23 protein-coding genes are annotated in these 22043 nt (G+C 65.9%); 10 read left to right on the top strand and 13 right to left on the bottom strand.

Annotated features, from left to right (window positions below):
• Positions 1 to 247: 247 nt before the first annotated feature.
• A complete protein-coding gene (locus HEP73_RS06340; protein ID WP_185822542.1) occupies positions 248 to 1114 on the bottom strand; it encodes an NmrA family NAD(P)-binding protein in 867 nt (288 codons plus the stop codon).
• A 111-nt stretch (positions 1115 to 1225) separates the two neighbouring features.
• Between HEP73_RS06340 and HEP73_RS06335 the strand changes: the two genes are divergently transcribed.
• The 8 genes from HEP73_RS06335 to HEP73_RS06300 all read left to right on the top strand — a co-directional run bounded on the left by HEP73_RS06335 (position 1226) and on the right by HEP73_RS06300 (position 9732).
• Positions 1226 to 2134, top strand: coding sequence for a LysR family transcriptional regulator (locus HEP73_RS06335; RefSeq protein ID WP_185822541.1), 909 nt, complete (start codon positions 1226 to 1228; stop codon positions 2132 to 2134).
• Positions 2135 to 2241: 107 nt separating this feature from the next.
• The gene (locus HEP73_RS06330; RefSeq protein ID WP_185822540.1) at positions 2242 to 2679 is read left to right on the top strand and encodes a hypothetical protein; all 438 of its coding nucleotides are present in this window, start codon (positions 2242 to 2244) and stop codon (positions 2677 to 2679) included.
• Positions 2680 to 2850: 171 nt separating this feature from the next.
• A complete protein-coding gene (locus HEP73_RS06325) occupies positions 2851 to 3288 on the top strand; it encodes a hypothetical protein (RefSeq protein ID WP_185822539.1) in 438 nt (145 codons plus the stop codon).
• Positions 3285 to 6011, top strand: a complete 2727-nt coding sequence (locus tag HEP73_RS06320; protein ID WP_185822538.1) for a hypothetical protein — start codon at positions 3285 to 3287, stop codon at positions 6009 to 6011. Before HEP73_RS06325 ends, HEP73_RS06320 begins: the two co-directional genes overlap by 4 nt.
• Before the next feature lie 58 nt (positions 6012 to 6069).
• On the top strand, positions 6070 to 6477 hold the full coding sequence (locus HEP73_RS06315; RefSeq protein WP_185822537.1) for a DUF2251 domain-containing protein: 408 nt from the start codon (positions 6070 to 6072) through the stop codon (positions 6475 to 6477).
• Between the two features lie 171 nt (positions 6478 to 6648).
• A complete protein-coding gene (locus HEP73_RS06310; protein WP_185822536.1) occupies positions 6649 to 7758 on the top strand; it encodes a sensor histidine kinase in 1110 nt (369 codons plus the stop codon).
• On the top strand, positions 7755 to 8495 hold the full coding sequence (locus tag HEP73_RS06305; RefSeq protein ID WP_185822535.1) for a LytR/AlgR family response regulator transcription factor: 741 nt from the start codon (positions 7755 to 7757) through the stop codon (positions 8493 to 8495). Before HEP73_RS06310 ends, HEP73_RS06305 begins: the two co-directional genes overlap by 4 nt.
• A gap of 103 nt (positions 8496 to 8598) precedes the next feature.
• Entirely contained in the window at positions 8599 to 9732 is a 1134-nt protein-coding gene (locus HEP73_RS06300) for an acyltransferase family protein (RefSeq protein ID WP_185822534.1), read from the top strand.
• Between the two features lie 153 nt (positions 9733 to 9885).
• Here the strand turns inward: HEP73_RS06300 and HEP73_RS06295 are convergent, their stop codons facing one another.
• The 5 genes from HEP73_RS06295 to HEP73_RS06275 all read right to left on the bottom strand — a co-directional run bounded on the left by HEP73_RS06295 (position 9886) and on the right by HEP73_RS06275 (position 13371).
• A complete protein-coding gene (locus tag HEP73_RS06295) occupies positions 9886 to 10746 on the bottom strand; it encodes a Crp/Fnr family transcriptional regulator (RefSeq protein ID WP_221899382.1) in 861 nt (286 codons plus the stop codon).
• 232 nt (positions 10747 to 10978) lie between these two features.
• Entirely contained in the window at positions 10979 to 11320 is a 342-nt protein-coding gene (locus HEP73_RS06290; RefSeq protein WP_185815620.1) for a RebB family R body protein, read from the bottom strand.
• Positions 11321 to 11406: 86 nt separating this feature from the next.
• Positions 11407 to 11733: a RebB family R body protein gene (locus tag HEP73_RS06285; protein WP_185815619.1), complete on the bottom strand. Its 327-nt coding sequence runs from the start codon at positions 11731 to 11733 to the stop codon at positions 11407 to 11409.
• Positions 11734 to 12329: 596 nt separating this feature from the next.
• Complete coding sequence (locus HEP73_RS06280) at positions 12330 to 12899, bottom strand: hypothetical protein (protein WP_185822533.1); 570 nt, start codon at positions 12897 to 12899, stop codon at positions 12330 to 12332.
• A gap of 40 nt (positions 12900 to 12939) precedes the next feature.
• Complete coding sequence (locus tag HEP73_RS06275) at positions 12940 to 13371, bottom strand: hypothetical protein (protein WP_255423694.1); 432 nt, start codon at positions 13369 to 13371, stop codon at positions 12940 to 12942.
• On the opposite strand from HEP73_RS06275, the gene HEP73_RS06270 reads away from it, so the two are divergent.
• Complete coding sequence (locus tag HEP73_RS06270; RefSeq protein WP_221899427.1) at positions 13343 to 13861, top strand: hypothetical protein; 519 nt, start codon at positions 13343 to 13345, stop codon at positions 13859 to 13861. The genes HEP73_RS06275 and HEP73_RS06270 overlap by 29 nt on opposite strands.
• A gap of 46 nt (positions 13862 to 13907) precedes the next feature.
• Here HEP73_RS06270 and HEP73_RS06265 read toward each other — a convergent pair whose 3' ends face one another.
• The 5 genes from HEP73_RS06265 to HEP73_RS06245 form a co-directional block, all read right to left on the bottom strand.
• Entirely contained in the window at positions 13908 to 14141 is a 234-nt protein-coding gene (locus HEP73_RS06265; protein ID WP_145702145.1) for a RebB family R body protein, read from the bottom strand.
• Between the two features lie 158 nt (positions 14142 to 14299).
• Positions 14300 to 14863 (bottom strand): sigma-70 family RNA polymerase sigma factor, encoded by a 564-nt coding sequence (locus tag HEP73_RS06260; RefSeq protein ID WP_185822531.1) that lies wholly within the window; start codon positions 14861 to 14863, stop codon positions 14300 to 14302.
• Positions 14864 to 15111: 248 nt separating this feature from the next.
• Entirely contained in the window at positions 15112 to 15339 is a 228-nt protein-coding gene (locus HEP73_RS06255; RefSeq protein WP_185822530.1) for a hypothetical protein, read from the bottom strand.
• 23 nt (positions 15340 to 15362) lie between these two features.
• A complete protein-coding gene (locus HEP73_RS06250) occupies positions 15363 to 17564 on the bottom strand; it encodes a hypothetical protein (protein WP_185822529.1) in 2202 nt (733 codons plus the stop codon).
• A 39-nt stretch (positions 17565 to 17603) separates the two neighbouring features.
• Complete coding sequence (locus HEP73_RS06245) at positions 17604 to 17870, bottom strand: hypothetical protein (protein WP_185822528.1); 267 nt, start codon at positions 17868 to 17870, stop codon at positions 17604 to 17606.
• A gap of 424 nt (positions 17871 to 18294) precedes the next feature.
• Here HEP73_RS06245 and HEP73_RS06240 point away from each other — a divergent pair, with 424 nt between their 5' ends.
• Entirely contained in the window at positions 18295 to 19383 is a 1089-nt protein-coding gene (locus tag HEP73_RS06240; protein WP_185822527.1) for a sialidase family protein, read from the top strand.
• A gap of 642 nt (positions 19384 to 20025) precedes the next feature.
• Here the strand turns inward: HEP73_RS06240 and HEP73_RS06235 are convergent.
• The gene (locus HEP73_RS06235; protein WP_185823321.1) at positions 20026 to 20745 is read right to left on the bottom strand and encodes a copper homeostasis protein CutC; all 720 of its coding nucleotides are present in this window, start codon (positions 20743 to 20745) and stop codon (positions 20026 to 20028) included.
• Positions 20746 to 20759: 14 nt separating this feature from the next.
• Positions 20760 to 21809, bottom strand: coding sequence for a N(4)-(beta-N-acetylglucosaminyl)-L-asparaginase (locus HEP73_RS06230; RefSeq protein WP_185822526.1), 1050 nt, complete (start codon positions 21807 to 21809; stop codon positions 20760 to 20762).
• Positions 21810 to 22043: the final 234 nt, after the last annotated feature.

Here is a 22043-nt window from a genome sequence, read left to right as displayed (position 1 = left end):
CACGTGGCACAGCAGACCGCGATAGCCATGTCGATCTTCGTCGTCCAGGAGAATTGACCCCACGCTGGACGACATGCATCGGAATGCCTGGAAGCTCCATGCGCCGCCGACTCCGCATGGCAACTCACATGACGATGGGAAAGATCCAAACCTGCTCGTCGCCTACCGCGCATGCCGTCAGGCACTACCACGGCAACCCATGGGATTTGGTCGCTTAATTACCTGCGCCCCCTTTGTTCCTGGCGCATCAGGCGCTCGCCGAGACAAGGCCCCGCAACACCGTCTCGAGTTCCGTCGTGCCCTTCAGCGATGCCTCACAGCCGACTTCGAATTCGATCCAGTCATCGTTGAAACCGTCCAGCATCCGGATGCGCGGCTCTGGGTTGGCCATGCCTTGTGAGCGGAAAAGCGCGTCCCAGGTCGCCCGCGGTACCGGCTGCGCCACGACATCGCGCCCGAGCACCCGGCCCAAGGCGGCGGCCAGCGCCAACGGCGTGATGCGGCGCGGCCCTTCCAACTCGACCACCCGGCGTCCCTCCCAAACATCGCGCAGCATCCGAACCGCCATCGCGGCGACGTCTGCCGTCGCCACCATGGGCACCTGCTTGTCCAGCGGCTGCAGGAAGCTCGACACGACACCAAGCGAGCGCGCACCGTCGATGTCCCACGCGGTGTTCTCCATGAACCACGCGGCGCGCAGAAAGGCGACCGGCATGGGCAGCGCTTCAAAGGCGCGTTCCATGATCTGCAACTGGACCAGCAAACTGTCTTGCCTCGCCTGGGCGCCGATGGTGGAAAGCGCCACCACACGCTGCGGCCGTACCTGCTGCAGTGCCGTGACCAGCGCTGCGACATTGGCCCGGGTTTCGGCGTAGCCCGGCGCCGGATCGAACACGGGCGGCAAGAGCACGAACACGGCTTCGGCCCCGGCGAATGCGTCCGCCAACGCCGCGGCGTCGTCCATCGCGGCCAATGCCGTCTCGCAACCGAGACTGGCCCACGTCGATGCCTTGGTCGCGTCCCGCAGAACGGCGCGCACGGAAACGCCTTCGGTGAGCAACGCTCTGGCGATCCGACCACCGACCTGGCCGGTCACTCCGGTGATGACAAACATGGGGTTCTCCTGATGCCACGCGGGGTGCGTAGCGTTGAGCGGAAGTCTGGATACGAACTCCGCGAAAGGCGATAGCATGGGAGAAATCTTGTTCATGCGCGGCAGTCATCAATGGCAATGTTCGACCCGCAACTGCTCGAAGGCCTCGACGTCATGGCAGCCGTCGTCGACATGGCCAGCTTCAGCCGGGCCGGAGAAGCACTCGACATGTCCCAATCAGGCGTCAGCCGGGCCGTGGCGCGACTCGAAAGCAGGCTGGGCATCCGTGTCTTCGAGCGCAGCACCCGGTCCGTGCGTTTGACGGACGAGGGGCGCCGTTTCTATGAGCAGGTCATGCCATTGGTCGGTGCGCTCGAAGAGGCCACCAGCAGCGCCGCGGGAGGCACTGCCGCGGTACGCGGTCGGCTGCGCGTCAACATCGACCCATTCTTTTCCCGGCTGGTCCTTGGCCCCATGCTGGGCGCGTTTCTGGACAGTCATCCGGATCTCGAGGTGGAACTGCGCAGCCGGGACGACCTTGGCGACATGGTGACCGACGGGTTCGATCTGGCGATCCGTTTTGGTCATCCGCAATCCTCGTCGCTGGTGTCCCGCAAGTTGCTCGATACACGGGTGTTGACCGTCGCGTCGCCGTCCTATCTCCGACGCTACGGACGGCCGACCGATCCTCGCGAACTCGAGACAGGTCACCACCGGTGCATCCTGTTTCGTGACTCGATCACTGGTCGACCATTCCCCTGGGAATTCCACCAGCGCCGACGAAAGCTCACCGTCGCGGCCCGTGGCGCCTTGACTGTCAACGATGCCGGCACCCTCTACAGCACCTGCCTGGCTGGCCACGGCATCGCCCAGCTGTTCGAGCTGGGTGCCGAGAGTTACCTCGCCGGCAACAAGCTCGTGCCCTTGTTCCCTGATTGGCAGGACGAGCGCTTTCCACTGCACGCCTACTACCCCACCAGGCACCACGTCCCGGCCAAGACGCGGGCGCTGCTGGACTTCGTGGTCGGCCTGCTGCGGTGAGTTGGGGCCAGGCGACCCAGGCGAGGTGGTGACCGGCTGTAGAACAAAAGGGGACGGAGGCAATTGATCCCTAGCCCCCTACCCTTCGCCCGACAGGAGCAACAAGCATGGACTTACATGACCATCCCACCTTCGAGTGGGTGCAATTCCCGGAGGGGCACGCCAGATTTTCTGGCCTGGTTCGCGGCATCATGGATGAACAGGGCCATGAGACGTTCGCCGTCGAGGTAGGCGGCGAAGAGTACTTCGGCGAAGTTGAAAACGTATTCCTGCCCAATGGCAATGACTACAACATCGAAATCGTCTCATTTGGCTACGGCCGCCGCGGCGACATAGGGATGCCGATGCAGGGGAGGACATGCCGCGTCTTCACGGCAACACAGGCAAGCGACATTCAGGCACTCACAGTTCAATTGATCGCTGCTGGCATTCAATTTTCGGACAGGCCATCTCTGTTGACGGAATATCCGAACGCCCACTTTATGGGCCAAGTGAGCTTCAGCAAGGACTGGACTTTAGTCGAGGATGATCGAATCACCCCCTGATCGCAGCCATCGGCGCCTTTCTTGAAATCCTCACCGTGATGGCAGAAGCTATCGCCGACTCGGAGCGCAGGGCTTCGTCGGCCAAGCATCAAGCGAACCGCTTGACCAGACCGACAACTTGAAGCCCGCGCAACGTTGTAATTTCCGATGATCCAACATGGAGCACTAGACATGGACTTATCCAACCACTCCACCTTCGATTGGCTGCAATTCCCGGAAGGGCGCGCCAGATTTTCGGGCGGTGTGCGCGGCATCATGGATGAACAGCGTCATGAGACATTCGCGATCGAGGTGGATGGCGAAGAATACTTCGGCGAAATCCAAAGGGCGTTCCTGCCCAATGGCAACGACTTCAACATCGAAGTGGTCTCGTTTGGCTATGGCCGTGATGGCGACATAGGCATGCCAATGCAGGGGAGGACATGTCGGATCTTCGCGGCAACAGAAGCAAGCATCATCCATACCCTGATAGCTCAACTGATCGCTGCCGGGATCCGCTATGCGAATAGGCCATCCCTTCTAAACGAGTACCCGGACGCCCATTTCATGGGGCAAGTCCTTTTCAGGGATGGCTGGATTCTAGTTGCCGATGATGGAGCCGCGACATGAGCGACGACTACTCCAAGCAGATCGAGCAGATCAGAAGAGCCCAATCGCTGGAGGAAATCCAGGCGGTCGCACGCCAATATCCCGCCAAAGCCATAGGCGAGGGAGGCATCCTCTATAGCCGCCCGGTCGGCGAGGTATCGTCCGAGACGATCGCCAAGGAGCTTGCGAGCAAGACGGGCGAGCCCATCATCAACAACACGCCAAGGGCGCAATTCCTTGGCGACAAGCAGGTCGAAACTGCCATCCACGATGCGGCAGAGCGCCTCTTCAAAGGACAGGGCCAAGGTCTTGAGCAGGCCGGGAAGTCCGCTGGTGATTTTCTGTATGGCAATCCCAAGGCTGTCGCCAGGAGCGCGACGTCATTGGAAGGCTCCCTTTGGGGCGAAGCGTCGCATGAATTCGCAGGCTCGCTGCGCGGCGACATCAAGGTAGTCGCCACCAATGCCAACATCGAACGTGTCTTCGGCAAGGTGGAACTGCCCGTCGTGTTGGAGAACCCCAACGTCAGAACCCTGGGCGGGCAGCCGGTAAGCGAACTGAAAGCGCTCTACGCCCAAGGTGGCGCCGATGCCGTACTGCCGAAGGTGCAGGCGCAATTCATCGAAGCGGTGCCCAAGGGCATTTTTGTATCGCCTGACAATGTGGGACCGAAAGTCACCAAGGTCTCGCTCTCGCAGGAGGTTGCCGCAACCCTCGGCGCAGACGCCGCCAAGTTCCCGCCCGCCGCCGAACTGGCAAACGCGGGCCTGACCCGTGCGCCCACCGGATTCGGCGCGCCGGCGGCGTCGCTGGGAGAAGCGGCCATCACCGGTGAAGCGGTGGCGGCGTCCAAAGGCCTGCGTCCCGGCATGCTGGCGAAAGGCGGAACCGTGATCGCGGTGGCCGCACTGGCATACGACTTCTCCACCACCGGCCATCAAGTGGTGAAACTGGAAGCGCAGGGCAACGCGACAGGCGCCGAGTCGGCCAAGACCCATTTCATCGGCCGCAACGTCGGCGGCATCGGTGGCGGCATCGCCGTCGGCTTCCTGGCGGGCGCCGGATATGGCCTGGCGGGCGGCTCGCCGAGCGGCCCGGGCGCCCTCGTCACTTCGGCGATCGGCGGCGTGGCCGGTGGCGTCGGCGGTGCCTTCCTCGGCGAGAAATGGGCGCAGCAGAAGGACATCGACAGCGTCTTCACCCAGAAGGACCGGGACGGCAACGAATGGAGCCGCGATCCCAACGATCCGAAAGGCACCTGGTCGCGGGTGGCGGAGACGCAAAAAATCAAGGCCACGACTACGGCATCGCCGGAAAGCGGAAGCGCCACCTACAGCAAGGTCAGATACGTGGCCGGCGACGTACTGGCCAACCAACTGAACTACAAGTCCGCCAACGCGTCCTACGAATTGGGACTGGCGAATCTGTCGCAGCCGCAGAACCCCTACTCCATCCCCTCGGGCAAAGGCGAAACCCCCAGCCTGGATGGGGAAGGACACTGGAACCGCAATCCGCAGACCCACACCTGGTCGCGGACGGTCGTCGACCAATACATCGAGCACGGCATGAAGGTCACCCATGCCGAAACCGCCACCCCGCAACGCGCGGCCGAGCTGGACCAGGCCTCGAAATTGATCATCGCCCAGAACGCGGCCAACACGCCGGCCGCGATCGCTGGCCGCTACGAAGTGGCCTACAACCAGTTCGGCTGGCACCAGCACGGCGACATGCCGGCCGCGGTGAAGCACGCCAGCGCGCAGACGGACTCCCTGCAGGCGTCCGATGGCCACACCTACACCCGTGGCGCCAATGGCGAGTGGGCGACGCCGGGCATGATCTACGGCACCAACCAGGCCCAGGGCAACGTCCGCGACGAATTGAACGAAGTGCATCGCAGCCAGCAGGCCGGGTTGCAGGAATACGCGGCCATGGCAGCCGAAGCGCAGGCGAATCCCACCTTGCCGAAAGCCACGACGATGCGCGGCATGGTGGCCGGCGCCTACGCCAACGCTGGGATTGCGCGAACCGAAGCGGAGATCGACGCCGCCACGGCCGCCGTCTCCCGCACCCACGCCCACGACGGCCTGGATGCCGGCAAGCCGTATTCCCTGATGCTGCAGCCCGACCCCAAGACCGGCCGCCCGGGGCCGAACAGCGCGATCGTGACGATGATGGACGATGGCCGCGACGGCTTCCTGTCCGACAGCAAGATGGTGCCCAAAGCGATCACCACCGCGGAAGACATCAAGCAAGCAGAAAAGCCGGCACTGGAAGGCAAAGGCCCGGCGATCCAAAGCGGGACCAAGCCACCGGAATCCCCACCACATGCATCCTTGCCGGCGCACGGCTCACCGACATCCGCCGCTATCGAGCACACCGACAAGCAGGCTTCGCCGCTCGGGCAATTGCCGCCGAACGATCAGGCGCTCTTCGCGAAGCTCAGGGATGGCGCGCCACCCCATATCGCGGACGACCATGTCGCCCACGCCATGCTGCTGAGCAAAAAGGAGGGCATGACCGACGCCGGCAAGATCGATGGCGTACGACTGGCGGGGGACACGTTATGGGTGACGGGGACCACGCCGGGCTTCAGGGCCTCGGTCAATACCAACGAACCCGTCCCCTCGCTGCAGGAAACGTCGCAACAATCGCTGGCGTTCAACAAACACCAGGAGCAGCAGCTTGCGCAGGAAGCGACGCAACGCAATCAAGATGTCCCCGGTCGTGGAGGACCGGCGGTGTAAATAACCTTACAGGCGCTGAGCGACAGCGCTGCCTTATCCAGCATCTGAGCGAACGAACATGCCAATCACCCTCACCGCCGAAAGCGAACTGATCGTCGGCACCGCCCTGGTCGTCGAGGCGCAAGCGCCCGAACAACCGTTCGTGGCCGTCTTCGAGGACGACGGCGACACCGGCTATTTCTATGCGATCGATCCGTCGGCGGATGACAACCCGATCCAGGACGCGCTGCACATCTACAACGCTGCCGACGTCGCCGACAGGGAGACGCCTTCCGAAGTGAAGATCGGCTGGTCCCAGGACAGCAAGAAGGTGGTACTGCTGATCAACGACTATCCGCATGCGATCTTCGATTTCGAAGCCAAGCGCGGCTATTGCCGCACCGGATTCCCGCCCGCACCGGAAAACACTCTCTGGGGGCTGCACGGGCATGAGTGGAGCGATGCCGCCGTGGAGTTGTTCGCGTAACCGGCTCCCGGAGCCAGTCAACAAGACAAGACGCCAAACCACTGGGGCTGCTGCTCGAACCTGGCAACAGCGTGGAAGCAGCAGCCCCCATCACGTCCCACTCGCCCCATGCAGGTCCCGCTTGCCACATAGGCGCACCCGCGCCTATCGCCGCGGGTAAACTCGCTCGACATGAACGCGCCACCCCATCCATCAGCGGCAGGCATCCACGCCGCCAACGGCGCGGCATTCACCCGGAACGCCTTGATCGTGTTGTGGACAGGGTTCTGTCTGCTGATGATCGGCGTCGCCCTGCAGGAAGGTCTGCGCAATCCGCTCACCCGTTGGTGGGAGCCAGTGTTGTGGGAAGGAAGTTCCGCACTGGTCGCGACCGGATGGATGTGGCTTGCGTTCCGGGTGCGTGGACGCCATGCGCCTTCTCTGGACAAACCCCTGGCCTGGTTCAGCCGCTACCTGCGCTGGTTGCCGGTGGTCGCGGTCACGTTCATCGTGACGGTATACGCGATCCGGCATGGCGTCTATGCCGCGCTGGGCCTCACCTACGCGCATCCGAGCTGGCGCTACCTGTTCGTGTACGAGACCGCCAAGCTGACGGTCTTCGTGGGACTGTGGCTGGGGATCCTGTTTGGACTCGAGTCGCATGGCCAATGGCAACTGCAGCGGACGCGCCTGCTGCAAACCCAGAAGGCGTTGGCCGAAGCGCAGCTGGCGCAGCTTCAGGGTCAGCTGCGGCCGCACTTCCTGTTCAACGCGCTCAATACCGTTTCTTCGGTGATGCATATGGACGTGGCGCGGGCCGACCGCCTGTTGGCCGCACTCGGCGACCTGCTGCGCACCAGCCTTGGGACAATCGAGAACGAGATGACGCCGCTCGCTGCGGAGCTGCGCACGCTCGAGCTGTACGCGGACATCATGCGCGAACGGTTCCGGGACCGGGTGACCCTGACCTGGCAGGTCGATCCGGCACTATTGGACGCCAGCGTTCCTGCTCTCCTTCTGCAACCCTTGCTGGAGAATGCGTTCAAGCATGCCGTCGAACCCACGCTGGCGCGCGTGGACATCACGATCGGTGCGCGAGATGAAGGCGGCTCGCTGGAAATCGAAGTGCGTAATTCCGGTTCCATGCTGCCGGCGCTGGAGAGGCATGACGGGTTGGGATTGCGCAACTGCCGGGAGCGGCTGAGCATCATTTATGGCGATGCTGCATCCCTTGTCGTCCGCAACGAGGGTGGCGGTGTCGCCGCACGCGTCTCGATCCCGCTGGCAGAGACCACGCGATGATCCGCGCCGTGATCGCCGACGACGAGGCGCCCGCGCGCGAGAAGCTCGAACGCTGGCTGGCGGAGCAACCGGGCATCGCCGTGGTCGGGTCGGCCGCGGACGGATTGTCGGCAGCGCACTGCATCAGGCAACTCCGGCCACACGTGGCGTTTCTCGATGTGCGCATGCCGACGCTGTCGGGACTGCAGGTCGCAGCGCAACTCGAACCCTCGAGCGCGCCGCTGATCGTGTTCGTGACTGCCTTCGATGCGCACGCGGTGAAGGCGTTCGATCTCAATGCGATCGACTACCTGCTCAAGCCTTATGACCGGGATCGGCTGGCGCGCACCGTGCAACGCGTGCGCGTGCGGCTGGACGCGCACGAATCCGGCGCGGCAGCGGTCGCGATAGGGCGGGCACGCACCCCGGAGTGCGAGCGCCTGCTCGTGCCCGATGGCGAACGGCTGCACCTGATCGAGACCGCATCGATCGAGTGGCTGGAAGCCGACGACAACTACGTGCACGTGCATACCGCCGCGCGCACCTACCTGATGCGCAGGACCCTGCAGGATCTGCTGGCGCAGCTGGGCGAACAGCGTTTCGTCCGCATCCATCGGTCGGCCGCGGCGAACGTCGCCTGCATCGGATCGCTCACGCCGCTGTTCAAGGGCGACTACGAACTCCATCTCCGCAACGGTCGCACCCTGCGGCTCAGCCGGCGGTATCGCGAAGCCTTGTTCGCGCGCATGGGCTGGTAGCGTCCTCCTCGCCACGGCCGGCCTCCGTCCGCCCCAAATCCGCTGCTGGCCAGCTGCCGATCGCGCAGGCTTCCCGATATCGCGGATACGGGAGACCCAACCGATGCTTGCCACCACACAACCGCAGGAACGCTACGACTTCCTGGACTGGTTACGCGTCATCGCCATCTTCGTGCTGTTCTTCTTCCATACGGGGATGATCTTCGTCGGCTGGGGCTGGCATGTCGTCAACAGCCAGACCATCCCCTCTCTCGAGTGGCCGATGGACATCGCCCACCGTTTGCGCATGCCGCTGCTGTTCGTCATTGCCGGCGCCGGCATGTGGTTCGCGCTGCAGCGGCGCAGTACCGGGCTGTTCCTGCGAGAACGCACGAAAAAACTGCTGCTGCCGCTGATCGTCGGCATGTTCCTGGTGGTCCCGCCGCAGATCTACTACGAGCGGCTGCTGCATGGACAATGGACTGGCGGCTATCTGGATTTCTACCTGGCGCGCGTTCTGCAATTCCATTTCTACCCGGCCGGGGATTTCAGCTGGCACCACCTGTGGTTCGTCCTTTACCTGTACGTGTACGTGTTGCTGCTGCTCCCCGCAATGCTGTGGTGGAAGCGAACCGCAAAACACATAGCGCCGGGAAAGTGGCTTTTCCTGCTGGGGATCCCGCTGGGCGTCAACGAAGCCGTGCTGAAACTGCGGTTCCCGGAGACGCACAATCTCATCAGCGATTGGTACATCTTCAACCACTACCTGCTGCTGACGGCGTACGGATACTTCATGGCCTCCATGCCCGGTGTCTGGAAGTGGCTGTCCGATTTCCGCCGATGGTCGCTCGCCATTGGACTCGCGGCGTTCTTCTTGCTGATCTCGCTGTTCGCCACGGGGATCATCCTGCACGACTCCCTGATCGACAGGGTCGGCTCCAATCTCTTCACCTGGCTATGGCTCATGGTGTTCCTCGGTTACGGCTACCGCTATCTTTCCCGCACGAATCGCGTCCTTGCCTGGGCGAAGGACGCCAGCTATCCGTTCTACATCATGCATCAGACGATCATTGTCGCGATCGGCTACTACGTCATCCAATGCGCGTGGGGGCCTTGGATGAAATACTTCGCCATCCTGCTTCTCAGCATGGGCGCGTGCCTTGTGCTTTACGAGGGGTGCCTGCGGAGGTTTGCCGTATTGCGCCTTGCCTTCGGGATGAGGGAGAAGCCTGCGCGTTCGGGTCATGGTTCGAAATGACGCCCCTATCCGAAAAGTTTCGTTCGTCCGCTGCTTTCCTGGGCGGTGCGGGGATGCCAAAGAACAGGTAATCAGTCGGTTGCCATCCGTGCTCCGGGGACATGCTGTCGCGGCTGAAGCCGCTCCTACAGGGGACTGTGCATCGGCGGTGCGCTAGCCGCTGCAAGGCAACAACGGCAGGCACGGGGCCGGCCGCAGTCCGTCCTCGCCGTGCCAGGCCGGCGTGCGCGGCGGCGCGTTGGCGTGCAGGCATGCCTTGGCGCGCAGTGCGTCGAGGTCGTGGATGCGCAGCAGGTTGCGGCGGCGGCTGACCAGGCCGCTGCGCTTCCATTGCTGCAGCTGCGCATTGAGCTTGGAGCGGCTGACGTTGAGCATCGCCGCCAGGATGCTCTGGTTGGGCGGCAGCGCGATCGCGCAGCTGCCGCCGCGCTGCCACTCCTGCACCTCCAGCTGGCGCAGCACGTAGCGCGCCAGGCGCACTTCCAGCCGGTGCAGGCACATGCTTTCCAGGCTGTCCAGCGTCTGCCGCAGACGCAGGCGCAACAGTGCGTCGATGCGCTGGTGCAACACCGGCGCGGCCAGCAGCTTGGCGAAATGGCGGCGCGACAGCTTCAGCACGGTGCTGGCGCCGAAGGCGATGGCGGTGAAGCTGCGCCCGTGCGGTTCGAGCAGTGCAGCCTCGTCCACCAACCCACCCGGTTCGATGGTGCCGACGATCAACTCCTGCCCATCGGGGCCATACAGCACCTTGTACAGGCGTCCACGCACCAGCACGCCGACGAAACTGCTCGGGTCGTGCTTGAAGAACAGCACGGCGCCGGGCGCCAACTCGCATTCGCTGGCGTGGTCGAGGAGATGGTCGAGCAGTCCGCCAGGCAATCCTTGAAACAGCATCGACCGCTCCAGCAGCGAGCGGTAGCCATCGTCCGTTGCATGCGGCTGCAGGCCGACACTGCCGTGGATCGGATCGCCGATGTCTTCAGCCATCGGCGCGGCGACTGCAAGAACGTCCATAGCCCCCCTTTTCGGGCCCCGCATTGCGCGGCGCCCGGCATCGACGTGCCCGGCCATGGCGGCAACCGCGACGCGGGCCGGCCTTGGCGGGTCATGATTGATGGAAAGCAGCACGGTGGCGCTGCCGCTGCGTGCCGCTGCACCGCGCGCCCAGGGGCGGCGGTATCGACACGGCGCAGAAGGAACGGCGCAACCGAGCGCTACGCCGTTCCGGATGCCGGCCAGCGCCGGCTCAGAGACCCGTCGGCGTGCCGCCCTTGAACGCCTGCAGCACGGTCATCAGGCTGGTGAGGTTGTCGGACACGCCGGTCTGCCCGATCTTCTCCGACGCCCCCGCCGCGGCGGTGGTATCCAGGCTGTAGATCTGCATCACGCCCTGGTTGTTGGCCGCCTGCGCCAGCGTGTTCTGCTGCTGCTGGGAGGCGACCGCGTTTTCGTACAGGATGCCGCTGGAATGCGCCAGGCTCTGGTAGATCGAGCCCATGGCGAAGGCCGGCGCCTCGCCGATGACCTTGACGTTGGACTGGGTGACGGCATCGGTGATCTGGTTGTTGACTGCGGTGGGATAAGCCATGAAACGCTCCTCGATAGGAAAGGAATAGCAGGCTCGCGCTCCGCGCTACCGTCGCCGCGCTACGGCGACGGCAAGCGGGCCGACGCTTACTTGTTGGTGAACGCGTGGAGCACGGTCAGCAGGCTGGTGAGGTTGTCGGAGACACCGGTCTGCGCGACCTTCTCGGTGGCGCCGGCGGCGGCGGTGGTATCCAGGCTGTAGATCTGCATCACGCCCTGGTTGGCCGCGGCCTGCGCCAGCGTGTTCTGCTGCTGCTGCGCCGAGACGGCGTTCTCGAACAGGATGCCGGTCGAGTGCGCCATGCTCTGGTAGATCGACGCCATCGCAAAGGCCGGCGCTTCGCCGATGACCTTGACGTTGGACTGGGTGACCGCATCGGTGATCTGGTCGTTGACGGCGGTTGGAAATGCCATGTGTTCGCTCCTGGGTTGGCGTACGGCCCACGCCGTACGATCACTGAAAACGGCGCAGTGCAGGGACTGTGAAAGCAGGCGCCGCACTTGTCTCGCTGTTCCGCCTGGTTTGGTGCAGGCCGGTGGGGCGTCGGCAAACGCGTGCGCATCGTCGCGCAGGATGGACGTCGGCGTCGGCGTCGGCGATGGCGATGGCGACGGCGACGGCGACGGCGATGGCGATGGCGATGGCGCGATAGAACCGCATGGCCTGCGGTACAGTCGCCTTGCAGCTGCATCGCCTGCCTCGCAATAGCCGGTATCGCCAAGTGCGCTTGGCGACATGGCGGCGGCTGCCTACGGCACGCGCATGCGATGCCCGCAAGCGGCTACCGAGGCATTGCATTCGGCCGCCCATGCATAATCGACCTGTGCGCCATCGAGCGCGGCCGCCATCGCCGTATCTCCACTGCTGGGGCAAATCCGTGCGCAAGCGTCTTCCGCACGGATTGCACAGCACACACCGCAGCACTGCCGCACCGCAGATGCGCAAACGCGCACGGCCGCGCACATCCGCCGGGAAAGCGGACATGCGCGGCCATGCGCGTTCGGAGGGATCAACCCGGAGCGGGCGCTGCCGGCGTACTTTCGCCCGTCTCCGCCGACGGCGGCGCAGCGACCAATCCGGCCGCGCGCGCCGCGTCCACCACCGCCTGCATCTGTTGCGCCAGGTTGCCGAACTCGCGATCGAAGCAAGCCTGCACTTCCTTGCTCACCAGGTTGCCCAGGCGATCGGCGATCTGCGCCACCAGCAGCTGAGTGCCGATGGTCTCGCCGCTCTGCGGCTGCCGCAGCCGGCTCGGACGCAGCGCGTCCAGCGACGGCGCGGCAGCGACCGCATCGAGTACCGCCTGGCCGCTGGCGCCGTCGGCCAGTTCGACGCCGCGCGCTGCGTCCTGCATGCCGTGCATCATCTGCGCTATCAAGCCGTCCACGCGTTGGCGCTCCGCGTCGATCAGCGATTTCGACATCTCCCGCGCCTTGGCCGACGGCTTGCTCTGCGCTGCATTGGCCGATTGCGCGAACGCCTGCAACTGCACGCGTTCGACCGGACTCAGTTCGCGCCCGAGCCAGCGCTGAGCGAAGCCGTACAGGGGATCGAGTTCGGATTCTGGGGTGTCCTGCATGGTGGCTCCCGATGGCGGATGTCTCGCGCGGTGCGCGCGCTCAGCTGCTGGCCGACTTGCGCCCGCGCATCAGGTCGGCGTACTTGGCGATGCTCTGGTCGATCTTGTCGATGGCGAAACTGGCCGACTCCGCTTCCAGCGCGCCGGCTGCGGCCGCCACCGCCGCTGCTGCGCCGACCAGCACATCGGTCGCCAGCACGCCCAGCGCATCCTCGGCGGCCTGCTCGAGCTTGTTCTCGGCCAGGTTCTCGGTCATCTGCTTGATCAGCACGCCCTGGCTGGCCAGCGCCATCTTGCTGACGCCGTCGAAATAGACCGCCGCCGACTGTGCGACCAGACCGGCCGCCTGGCTGATCAGCATGTCCGAACCGATCACGATCTGCGATGGCGCGTACGCCATCGTTTCGGCATTGGTGAGCCGAACCGCCTGCACGATCTTGCTGTTGAGCGCATCGCTGGCCGGCGTCGGCATGGAGGACTGTTCCAGCATGCGCGCGTTGAACGTCCTCAGCATGGATGGCGGTGGCGGTGGCGGCGGCGGCGGAGGCGAGGTCGGTGTTGCCGGCGACGACGACGCGCCATCGCTGACCGGGGCAGCCGCAGCGCTACCTGCGCTGGCCGCTGTGGTGTCCGCGGCGTTCGATGCGGATGCCGCGCCGGCACCGCCTGCATCGGCGATGCCAGCGCTTTCCGTCGGCGCAGCCGTCGATGCGGCGGCAGGCACCACCTCAGCGGTCGCGCTAGCAGCAGCGGCGGATTCGGATGCGGATGCGGCGGGCGCGGATGGCACTGCGCCGTCCACTGTCGGCGCTGGCGCGCCTGTCGTCGCAACGCTCGCTGCCGGTGCGCCGGATACCACCGCAGCACCTGCCGCCGGCAACGCTGCCGCGGGCACCGGCGCTGCGGCGGCCGCTGGCGGCGGGTTGGTCTTGCTGTTGAAAGGCCACATGCCACTCTCCTGAAGGATGGAACGACGCCGCGGTATCGCCCGGCGCTATGCGGACCGCGTCACTTCTCGCCGATCGCCATGATCAGCGCCACCGCCTTGGACACCACCGCGGTGGAGATCTGGTTGAGCGCCTGCTGGCTGTACACCGCGTTCTGCAACGCCAGCCCGGTGGAGTGGCTGGAGACCTGGTACAGCGAGGCGATCGCCTGGGCGGGCGCCTCGGCCACCACCTTGACGTTGGTCTGGGTGACCGCATCGGTGATCTGCGAATTGACGAGCGTGTTGTCTGCCATGAACCTGTTCCTTCGTAAGTCGCCTGCCGGGAGGCGCTGCGGTTGTCACGGACGAGCCGTGGGTCAGCCGCAGCACCCGCGATGCCGCAGCCCGCGCCGGCCCGGCGTTGAATGAAAACGCCGCCGTGGGCGGCTTGTGAAACCCTGGCAGCGCACGCTCACTCCGACACCAGCGCCAGGCGCAGGCGCTTGCGCAGCAACTCCACGCGCTTGCGCACCAGCGGCTGGTTGATGCTGAGCAGATTGGCGATCACCGGATACGGCAATTCCTCGACGAAGCGGTAGCCGAACAGGCGCCGCTGTTCGCGGGTCAGCGCCGCCACCGCGGCGACCACGCGTTCCATCTGATCGCTCAACTCGGCGCGCTGCAACGCGGTCATGCCCTGGTCGGCCACCGTGTCCACGTCGTGCGCCTCGTGTTGCCGATCCAGCGGCTCGCCGCCACGACGACGCCTGACCGCGTCCAGGAACACGTGGCGCAGCACCACGAACAGGAATCCCTGCGCATCGGTCATCGCCTCCGGCGAGCGGCGCATGAACAGCAGCGCCTTCACCGCGGTATCCGACAGCAGGTCTTCCGCCGCATCCATGCGCCCGTTGGCCAGCCGCAACGCACGCCTGCGCAAATCCGGCAAGGCGTTGCGCCATGCCCGGGTAAACATCTCGTCGGCCCTGGCGAAACGGCCGGCATCCCCTTCTTCTTTCCCCGTTGCCACATCCATCGCACGCACTCCCGAAGTCCTTTGTGCAACGAGTCTCTGCGGGGCTCGCAAGCAATAGCTGTTCCCTGGGTGACAACGCCGCGCCGCATCGGCGGCGTGCCGCGCCACATGCGGCATGCCGCGTTGCTTTGTCTACGAATGCATCCGCGCGTGCGCCGCAGCGGCCGCGTTTGTTGCCGCGCGCGCACGCAAAAAGAAGGGCCTGCTGCGCATGCAGTCAGGCCCGGATCGGAACGTGTCGGCGTGGATCAGCGAGGCTGCAGTAACTTGACCAAGGCCTCGCGCACGTCGGGGTCGCTCAATGCACGCAGCAGCTGTTCCAGGTTGGGCTGGTAATGCTGCTCGGGCTCAGTCGGCGGCGGCACTGGCGACTGCGACGGCGCCGCCGCGGCGGCGTCCGACGGCGGTGTGTCTGCCGCCACGGCCGGCGGGCGCGCCAGTTGCTCTTGCCACAGGTACTCGGTGATCTCGTCCATCGCACTGTCCCCTTGCCTGGATGTCACGGCTTGGCGGGCGGCGTGCGCCGCACCACGACCACCGACGCAGGACCTTTGAAGCCATCCAGCGATTCCAGGCCCAGCGGATCGGCGTTGACCTCGAGCATGCCCGGCTGGCCGATGGTCGCCCGCCAGTAGCCGAGCGCGAGCTTGCGCAGCAGCGCGGCCACGGTCTGCAACAGGTCCACCTGCAGATCGTTCTGGTTGTTCGGCAGCAGCGTGTAGATCAGCAGCACCAGCATGCGCAGGTACTCGTGCTGCACGCCGGTATGCTCCACGCCCTGGCCATCGGCGCCGAGCAGATAGGAGCGCCAGTTCTGGAACACCAGCAGGCTGCGCACCATCGCCTGATAGCGCGAGGCGGCGGCGGGGTCGTCGCCGGCGCAGTACAGGGTCAGCTTGCAGTACGTGTCGAACATGAAATCGTCCTGCGCCGGATCGTGGATCGGCGCCAGCGCGTCGGTCAGCAGCAGCTGCAGCGCGGCCCGGTTCTGCTGCAGCGTCGCGGCCAGATCGTCGGGCTGGCTGAGGCCGATGAAGGTGGCGACCTGCGCGCGGCTCAGCCCCTGCGCCTCCATGCTCAGCACCGCGTTGCCGACCGCGGCGAGCACGTCGGTATCGATGTAACCGTCCAGATGCCGGTAGCCGCGATTGAGCCGGTAGCCCTGCACCGAATCGAACAGCGCCGAGGCGCCGGTGATCGCGTTGCTGCCCAGGTTGGTGTCGAAGGCCAGCCACGGATAGCGCGACACCATGTAGCTGCGGTAGTAGTAGTCGTGGCCGAGACGGAACGCGTACAGCGGATTGTCCTGCACCAAGGCGCTGTAGAAGTCGGGCGCGGAAGGCGCCGATGGCTGGTCCAGCGCCTCGCTCAGCGCCATCACGTTGCGTTTGGCGTGGTAGCCGGCCAGCTCGCGCGACAGCGGCGCATTGATGTCGAAACGGCGCAGCACGTGCCCGGCATGGCCGAACGCGGTATTGGTGAACAGTTCCTCGAACAGGCCCTGCGGCGTGGCGGTCCCACGCGTGCCGCGTGGTGTGTCGCGACGCTTGGCCTGCGCCGCGTTCCAGGCATCGAGCACATGCGCGGACAGCGCCGCGTAGAACGCCTGGTCCGGCTCGCCCGCCTGATGGATGTAATAGCCGGTGAGCGAGCGGTTCTCCGTGCCGAAGCCGCTGCCCTCGCCGCAGTGGATGTGCACGATCGCGCGCAACGCCCGCGTGCCGTCGCCGCTGCCGAAGTTGCCGCGCAACGCATCGGCATTGGCCTGCAACCAGGCGAACAGCTCGCCGTAGTTGCCGACCTTGTTCTCCGCGCCCAGCAGATCCAGTCCGACGATGGTCGCGTAGCCGTCGCCCGGCTCGGCCAGCAACGGCTTGACCTTGTCGGTCAGGTACTTGGTCAGCGCGCCATCGGGCATGTACTGGTGCGGCGTGTGCACCAGCAGGCGGTAGTCGGTGCCGTATTGCGCGTTGTACTGCTGCGCGAGCGCGGCCAGCTGCGGGATCTCGTCCTCGGTGGCCGCGCTCTGGGTCAGCAGCACGCCGTCCTCGCGCAGGTAGTCGAAGGTCGCGGTCACCCACAGCCGGTAGTCGGCCTGCTGCGCTTCGCTCCAGCTGCCATAGCGGGCCGGGTCGCCCTGGCACAGCTGCTTCACGAAATTCCCGCGCAGCTTGTAGGCATCGTCGAACGGGGTGTACTTGCTGGCGCTGTACAGCTTGTTGTTGAAGTAGCGCACCAGCTCGCGCAAGCGTGCGTCCGGTCCTGCCGCGGACGCCAGCGCCGGGGCGACGATCTCGCGGCCGACCAGCGCATACAGCGCCGGCGACTGCGGCGGCAGCGCCAGTTCTTCCTGCAGGTAGCCCGCGTTCGCCGCCAGCACCTGGCAGGCGATGTATAGATTTTCCGCCACGCACTCGGCGCGCTCGTACTCGGCGCGATTGGCCTTGCGCAGCAGCCGTGCGAACGGATTGCTGGCCGGATCGGTCATCAGCGCCAGCGCATAGTCGAACAGCAGCAGTTCGCCCTTGGCCAAGCTGTGCGCATCGTTGGGATAGAAGCGCTGCGCCAGCAACTGCGCCAGTGACGGACCGGCCGCATCGTCCTGCTTGCGCTGGGTCGGCAGGATGCCGGTGAAGTGGCTGTGGTAATCGCAGACGTAGCGGGTCAGCTGGGTTTGTTCGGCGAGCTTGAAATAGGCCATGGCGGTTCCTTTTGGGAAGAGACGGGCGGCATCCGCCGCCTAGGGACGAGAATGAAAGCCGGATCGCTCCGAGTCCGCAGCGCAGCGCGAGCGGGGACGGTCGGCAGCGAGCGCGGCACGTTGCAGCGCATCGATCGAATCGTCGCGCTTGATCGGCGCCAGCGGCGCGCCGGGATGCCGAGTCGTGATCGGCGGCTCGCGGACGATCCGCAATGGATCGCGGTAAACCTCGGCCATGGCCGACAGCGGCTGCGCACGCGTGTCCCACGACGGCGCCAGCATCACTGCGATGCACGCCAGCGCCACGCACCATCCCTGACGCAGGCGCGCGCGGCGCCGGACCCTGCAACGTGTCCATGCCGATCGGAAACGGGATCGGCGTCCACCTGCCCTGCTGACCATGGCGATTCTCCGTTTGGGAACGCACCGCCATCGGCTCGCGCATGCCTCGTCCGCGCAGCGCAGGGCAGGCATCGCGCGATGCTCGGCGACACTGTCCTAAACGCCGCCTTCGCCGCAATGTGAAAAAGGCCGCGCCCGGCGGATGACCAGAGGCTGCCTGTGCGTGGCGCAGACGGGCGGGGTCAGCCAGCGGATCGGAGAGCGTGCGGCTCGGCGTCGCAGGTCCTCGCAGTCGTCGGGGCCGCCGTTTGCTTCCCGCACAGCCATCATGTGGTATTTAATTGATGTTAAATAGGTATCCCCTAGACCGGAACAGGACCGGACCACCATGATGTACCCAACGCTGCTCCCGCTCCTGTCGCTGTTCGCCGTGCGCGCGATCGCCGCGCCTGCGCCGACCACGCCCACGCTCGGCCCGCCCTCGCCGATCGTCTACAGCGAATTCGTCAATGCCGCGGCGCCGACCGCGCAGTGCCATGCCTCGACCCTGCTGGAAACCCGCGACGGCCTGCTCGCCGCGTGGTTCGGCGGGCGCCACGAGGGCGCCGACGACGTCGGCATCTGGGTCGCACGGCGCGATGCGCACGGTTGGCAGCCGGCGCAGCGCGTGGCCGACGGCAAGCAGCCGCAGGGCGCGCCGTTGCCGGCCTGGAACCCGGTGCTGTTCCAGCCGGCAAAGGGACCGCTGCGGCTGTTCTACAAGGTCGGCCCGGACCCGAAACGCTGGTGGGGCATGCAGATCACCTCCGGCGATGGCGGCGCGCATTGGTCTGCGCCCGAGCGCCTGCCCGAGGGCATCCTCGGCCCGATCAAGAACAAGCCGGTGCAACTGGCCGACGGCCGCATCCTCAGCCCGAGCAGCAGCGAGGACGCCGGCTGGGTCGCGCACATGGAGTGGTCCGACGACAACGGCGCGCACTGGACCCGCGGCCCGGCCTTGAACGACCCGGCGCGGATCGGCGCGATCCAGCCCAGCGTGCTGGTGCACACGGATGGCAGCGTGCAGGCGGTGGGCCGCAGCCAGCAGAACCACGTGTTCAGCACCTGGTCGCACGACCACGGCCGCAGCTGGGGGCCGATGACCCTGCTCGACCTGGCCAACCCCAACTCCGGCACCGACGCCGTGGTCCTGGCCGACGGCCGCTCGCTGCTGGTCTACAACCCCACCGAAGCAGGCAAGGACTGGTGGGACGGCCGCGGCACCCTGGCGGTGGCCCTGTCTGCCGACGGCAGCCACTGGACCCGCGTACTGACCCTGGAAGACAGCGCCAAGGACGAATTCTCCTATCCGGCAGTGATCCAGACCCGCGACGGCCTGGTGCACATCAGCTACACCTGGAAACGCACCCGCATCAAGCACGTGGTGCTGGACCCGAAGCGATTGAGCGCGGCCGCGGCGCAGTCGGGCAAGGAGTGAGGTTGTCCGTCACGGCATGAGGCGCTCGGTGCGCGAAGCGCCATTTGTGCCTCGTGCGAATCGGCGATCCGACACCGCAGCTCCAACGAACGCAGCGCAGCTTCCCCCTCTAGGAGCGATTTCAACCGCGACATTGGCCACACCGAAGTAGCGGACTTCGGCAGCCGTCGGGACTGAAGTCCCTCCCACAATGCACCCAGCCAGCTAACCGCTAGACTCCTTGTAGGAGCGGTTTCAACCGCGACACAGGCCACGACGAGATAGCAGGCTCCGGCAGCCGCCCGTCGGGGCTGAAGCCCCTCCTACAGTGCACCCAGCTAGCTAATCGCAAACCCCTTGTAGGAGCGGTTTCAACCGCGACACAGACCACGACGAGGCAGCAGACTTCGGCAACCAGTTAGGGCTGATGCTCGTCCCACAGTGCACATAGCAGCCCGGTCGCCAGTCCCTGTGGGAGCGACTTCAGGTCGCGACGAACGGAGGCTGTCGCCCCACCGATTTGGTGACCTGACGGGGCCGAAGCTCCTCCTGCCATGTCGCGGACGCTGACCGCAATCCGCATCATCGGCGGCAACCTCAATCGCTCCGCCTAGACTGCCGCTGCGGACAAATCACTCCCGCCCACAAACCACCGGCGCCCCACTACTCCGCCAGCAACGCCACCATCCGCCGCACCCGCTCTACATCGGTCTGCATGCGATCGCCGCCCAGGCTGCGCACATGCGGATGCGGCATCAGCGCCCGCGACGCCAGAGGCCCGCGCGCCGAACCATGGAACTCGCGCGCGCCGGTCAGCGCACGCAGCCGCGCCAGATTGGTATCGGATACCCCCGACCCCGGCATCACGCTCAAGCGCGTGCCCGCCTGCTGCACCAATTTCGCGATCAGCGCAGCACCCTCCTCCGCCGTCTCGCGCGCACCCGAGGTCAGCACGCGCTCGCAACCCAGCGCGATCGCATCCTCCAACGCACGCCGCGGATCGGCACTGACATCGATGGCGCGATGAAAGGTGACCCCAAGCGACCCAGCCGCCGCAATCAGCACCCGCATCGTCGCCATATCCACTTCCCCAGCCGGATCCAGCGCCCCCAGCACCACGCCGTCGCATCCCAACCGCACGCACTGCTCCACGTCGCGGCGCATCGCCTCCACTTCCGCGGCGTCGAACACGAAATCGCCGACCCGCGGGCGGATCAGCACGTACAGCGGAATGGTCAAGCGATCGCGCAGCACCGCCAGCGTGCCGAACGAAGGCGTCAGCCCGCCGCCGTCCAGGCCCCCGCACAGCTCCACCCGCATCGCCCCGCCGGCCTGCGCCGCCAGCGCCGAACCGATCGAATCGGCGGCCACTTCGAGTCCCATCGGCACGGCCTGGCTCATGCGGCCGGCTTCGCGAAATGGCTCTGCCCCGGCAGCAACAGATCCTGCCGCTGCGCATCGCAGACCGCGTAACTGAAACCGGGCTGGATCGCGAACGCACCGACCTCGCCGCGCTTGTTCATCGCCAGGAAACCGACCTGCAGGTCGCGGGTCAACTGCGGCTTGCGCCGCACGATGCGCATCACCACCTCCCGGCAGGCCTCGGCCGGGCTCTTGCCCTGGCGCATCATCTCCACCACCGCGAAACTGCCGACATTGCGGATCACTTCCTCGCCGACGCCAGTCGAGGTCGCGCCACCCACTTCGTTATCGACGTAAAGACCGGCACCGATGATCGGGCTGTCGCCGACCCGCCCGTGCATCTTCCACGCCATGCCGCTGGTGGTGCAGGCGCCGGACAGATTGCCGTGCGCGTCCAGCGCCAGCATGCCGATGGTGTCGTGGTTGTCCTTGCCGCCGGGCAGCGTGCCCTTCTGGTAGGCACGGTTCTCGATGTTCGCTTCCGGCTTGTACTCGGATTTCTTCAGCCACTCCTGCCACGCCTTCTCCGACGACGGCGTCAGCAACTTGGTGCGCTCGAAGCCCTGCGCCAGCGCGAACTGCAGCGCCCCGTCGCCGACCAGCATCACGTGCGGCGTCTTCTCCATCACCCGCCGCGCCACCGAGATCGCATGCACGATGTCCTCCAGCGCCGCGACCGACCCGCAGCCGCCGGTGTGATCCATGATGCAGGCATCGAGCGTGACCCGCCCATCGCGATCGGGATAGCCGCCCAGCCCCACCGTCGGATTGTCGGGATCGGCCTCCGGCACCCGCACCCCGGCCTCCACCGCATCCAGCGCCGCGCCGCCGCGCGACAGCACCTGCCACGCCGCCTGATTCGCCGCGATCCCGAAGTCCCAGGTCGAGATCACCCGCGCCGCGCCGCGCGGCAGCGGCGCGACGCCGCCTTTGGCAGTCGCCCACGCGCGCGGCAACGCGGCGGCCAAGCCGGTGGCGAGGGCGCCGAAGGCGGCAGTCTTCAGGAAGTGGCGGCGTTCGTGCATTGTGTGGGCTCCAGCGCGGGGAAGAGAGGCGCAGCGTGATGCAGCTAGTCCTGCATCATGCGACAGAGCGGACCTGGATTGAATGGGCGAACGCACATAGGACCGGCGAAACTGCGATTGGAGTACCACGTCGAGTACGCGCCGATACGCTGCCGCTCAGCAAGAGCGCGACCGCGCAGTGAAGTACATGCCATCGATGTGGACCTGCACTTGGGCCAGCCAGCGAACGCTCCA

Source organism: Xanthomonas sp. GW (assembly GCF_014236815.1).
GTDB lineage: Bacteria > Pseudomonadota > Gammaproteobacteria > Xanthomonadales > Xanthomonadaceae > Xanthomonas_A.
The sequence above is the reverse complement of the archived record's forward strand: the minus strand, read 5'-3'. Positions and strand labels throughout refer to the sequence as shown.

Bases quoted from the DNA above. Each gene is read 5' to 3' on its own strand.
- HEP73_RS06340 (WP_185822542.1), bottom strand. From the start codon at position 1,114: ATGTTTGTCATCACCGGAGTGACCGGCCAGGTCGGTGGTCGGATCGCC.
- HEP73_RS06335 (WP_185822541.1), top strand. From the start codon at position 1,226: ATGGCAATGTTCGACCCGCAACTGCTCGAAGGCCTCGACGTCATGGCA.
- HEP73_RS06330 (WP_185822540.1), top strand. From the start codon at position 2,242: ATGGACTTACATGACCATCCCACCTTCGAGTGGGTGCAATTCCCGGAG.
- HEP73_RS06325 (WP_185822539.1), top strand. From the start codon at position 2,851: ATGGACTTATCCAACCACTCCACCTTCGATTGGCTGCAATTCCCGGAA.
- HEP73_RS06320 (WP_185822538.1), top strand. From the start codon at position 3,285: ATGAGCGACGACTACTCCAAGCAGATCGAGCAGATCAGAAGAGCCCAA.
- HEP73_RS06315 (WP_185822537.1), top strand. From the start codon at position 6,070: ATGCCAATCACCCTCACCGCCGAAAGCGAACTGATCGTCGGCACCGCC.
- HEP73_RS06310 (WP_185822536.1), top strand. From the start codon at position 6,649: ATGAACGCGCCACCCCATCCATCAGCGGCAGGCATCCACGCCGCCAAC.
- HEP73_RS06305 (WP_185822535.1), top strand. From the start codon at position 7,755: ATGATCCGCGCCGTGATCGCCGACGACGAGGCGCCCGCGCGCGAGAAG.
- HEP73_RS06300 (WP_185822534.1), top strand. From the start codon at position 8,599: ATGCTTGCCACCACACAACCGCAGGAACGCTACGACTTCCTGGACTGG.
- HEP73_RS06295 (WP_221899382.1), bottom strand. From the start codon at position 10,746: ATGGACGTTCTTGCAGTCGCCGCGCCGATGGCTGAAGACATCGGCGAT.
- HEP73_RS06290 (WP_185815620.1), bottom strand. From the start codon at position 11,320: ATGGCTTATCCCACCGCAGTCAACAACCAGATCACCGATGCCGTCACC.
- HEP73_RS06285 (WP_185815619.1), bottom strand. From the start codon at position 11,733: ATGGCATTTCCAACCGCCGTCAACGACCAGATCACCGATGCGGTCACC.
- HEP73_RS06280 (WP_185822533.1), bottom strand. From the start codon at position 12,899: ATGCAGGACACCCCAGAATCCGAACTCGATCCCCTGTACGGCTTCGCT.
- HEP73_RS06275 (WP_255423694.1), bottom strand. From the start codon at position 13,371: ATGCCGACGCCGGCCAGCGATGCGCTCAACAGCAAGATCGTGCAGGCG.
- HEP73_RS06265 (WP_145702145.1), bottom strand. From the start codon at position 14,141: ATGGCAGACAACACGCTCGTCAATTCGCAGATCACCGATGCGGTCACC.
- HEP73_RS06260 (WP_185822531.1), bottom strand. From the start codon at position 14,863: ATGGATGTGGCAACGGGGAAAGAAGAAGGGGATGCCGGCCGTTTCGCC.
- HEP73_RS06255 (WP_185822530.1), bottom strand. From the start codon at position 15,339: ATGGACGAGATCACCGAGTACCTGTGGCAAGAGCAACTGGCGCGCCCG.
- HEP73_RS06250 (WP_185822529.1), bottom strand. From the start codon at position 17,564: ATGGCCTATTTCAAGCTCGCCGAACAAACCCAGCTGACCCGCTACGTC.
- HEP73_RS06240 (WP_185822527.1), top strand. From the start codon at position 18,295: ATGATGTACCCAACGCTGCTCCCGCTCCTGTCGCTGTTCGCCGTGCGC.
- HEP73_RS06235 (WP_185823321.1), bottom strand. From the start codon at position 20,745: ATGGGACTCGAAGTGGCCGCCGATTCGATCGGTTCGGCGCTGGCGGCG.
- HEP73_RS06230 (WP_185822526.1), bottom strand. From the start codon at position 21,809: ATGCACGAACGCCGCCACTTCCTGAAGACTGCCGCCTTCGGCGCCCTC.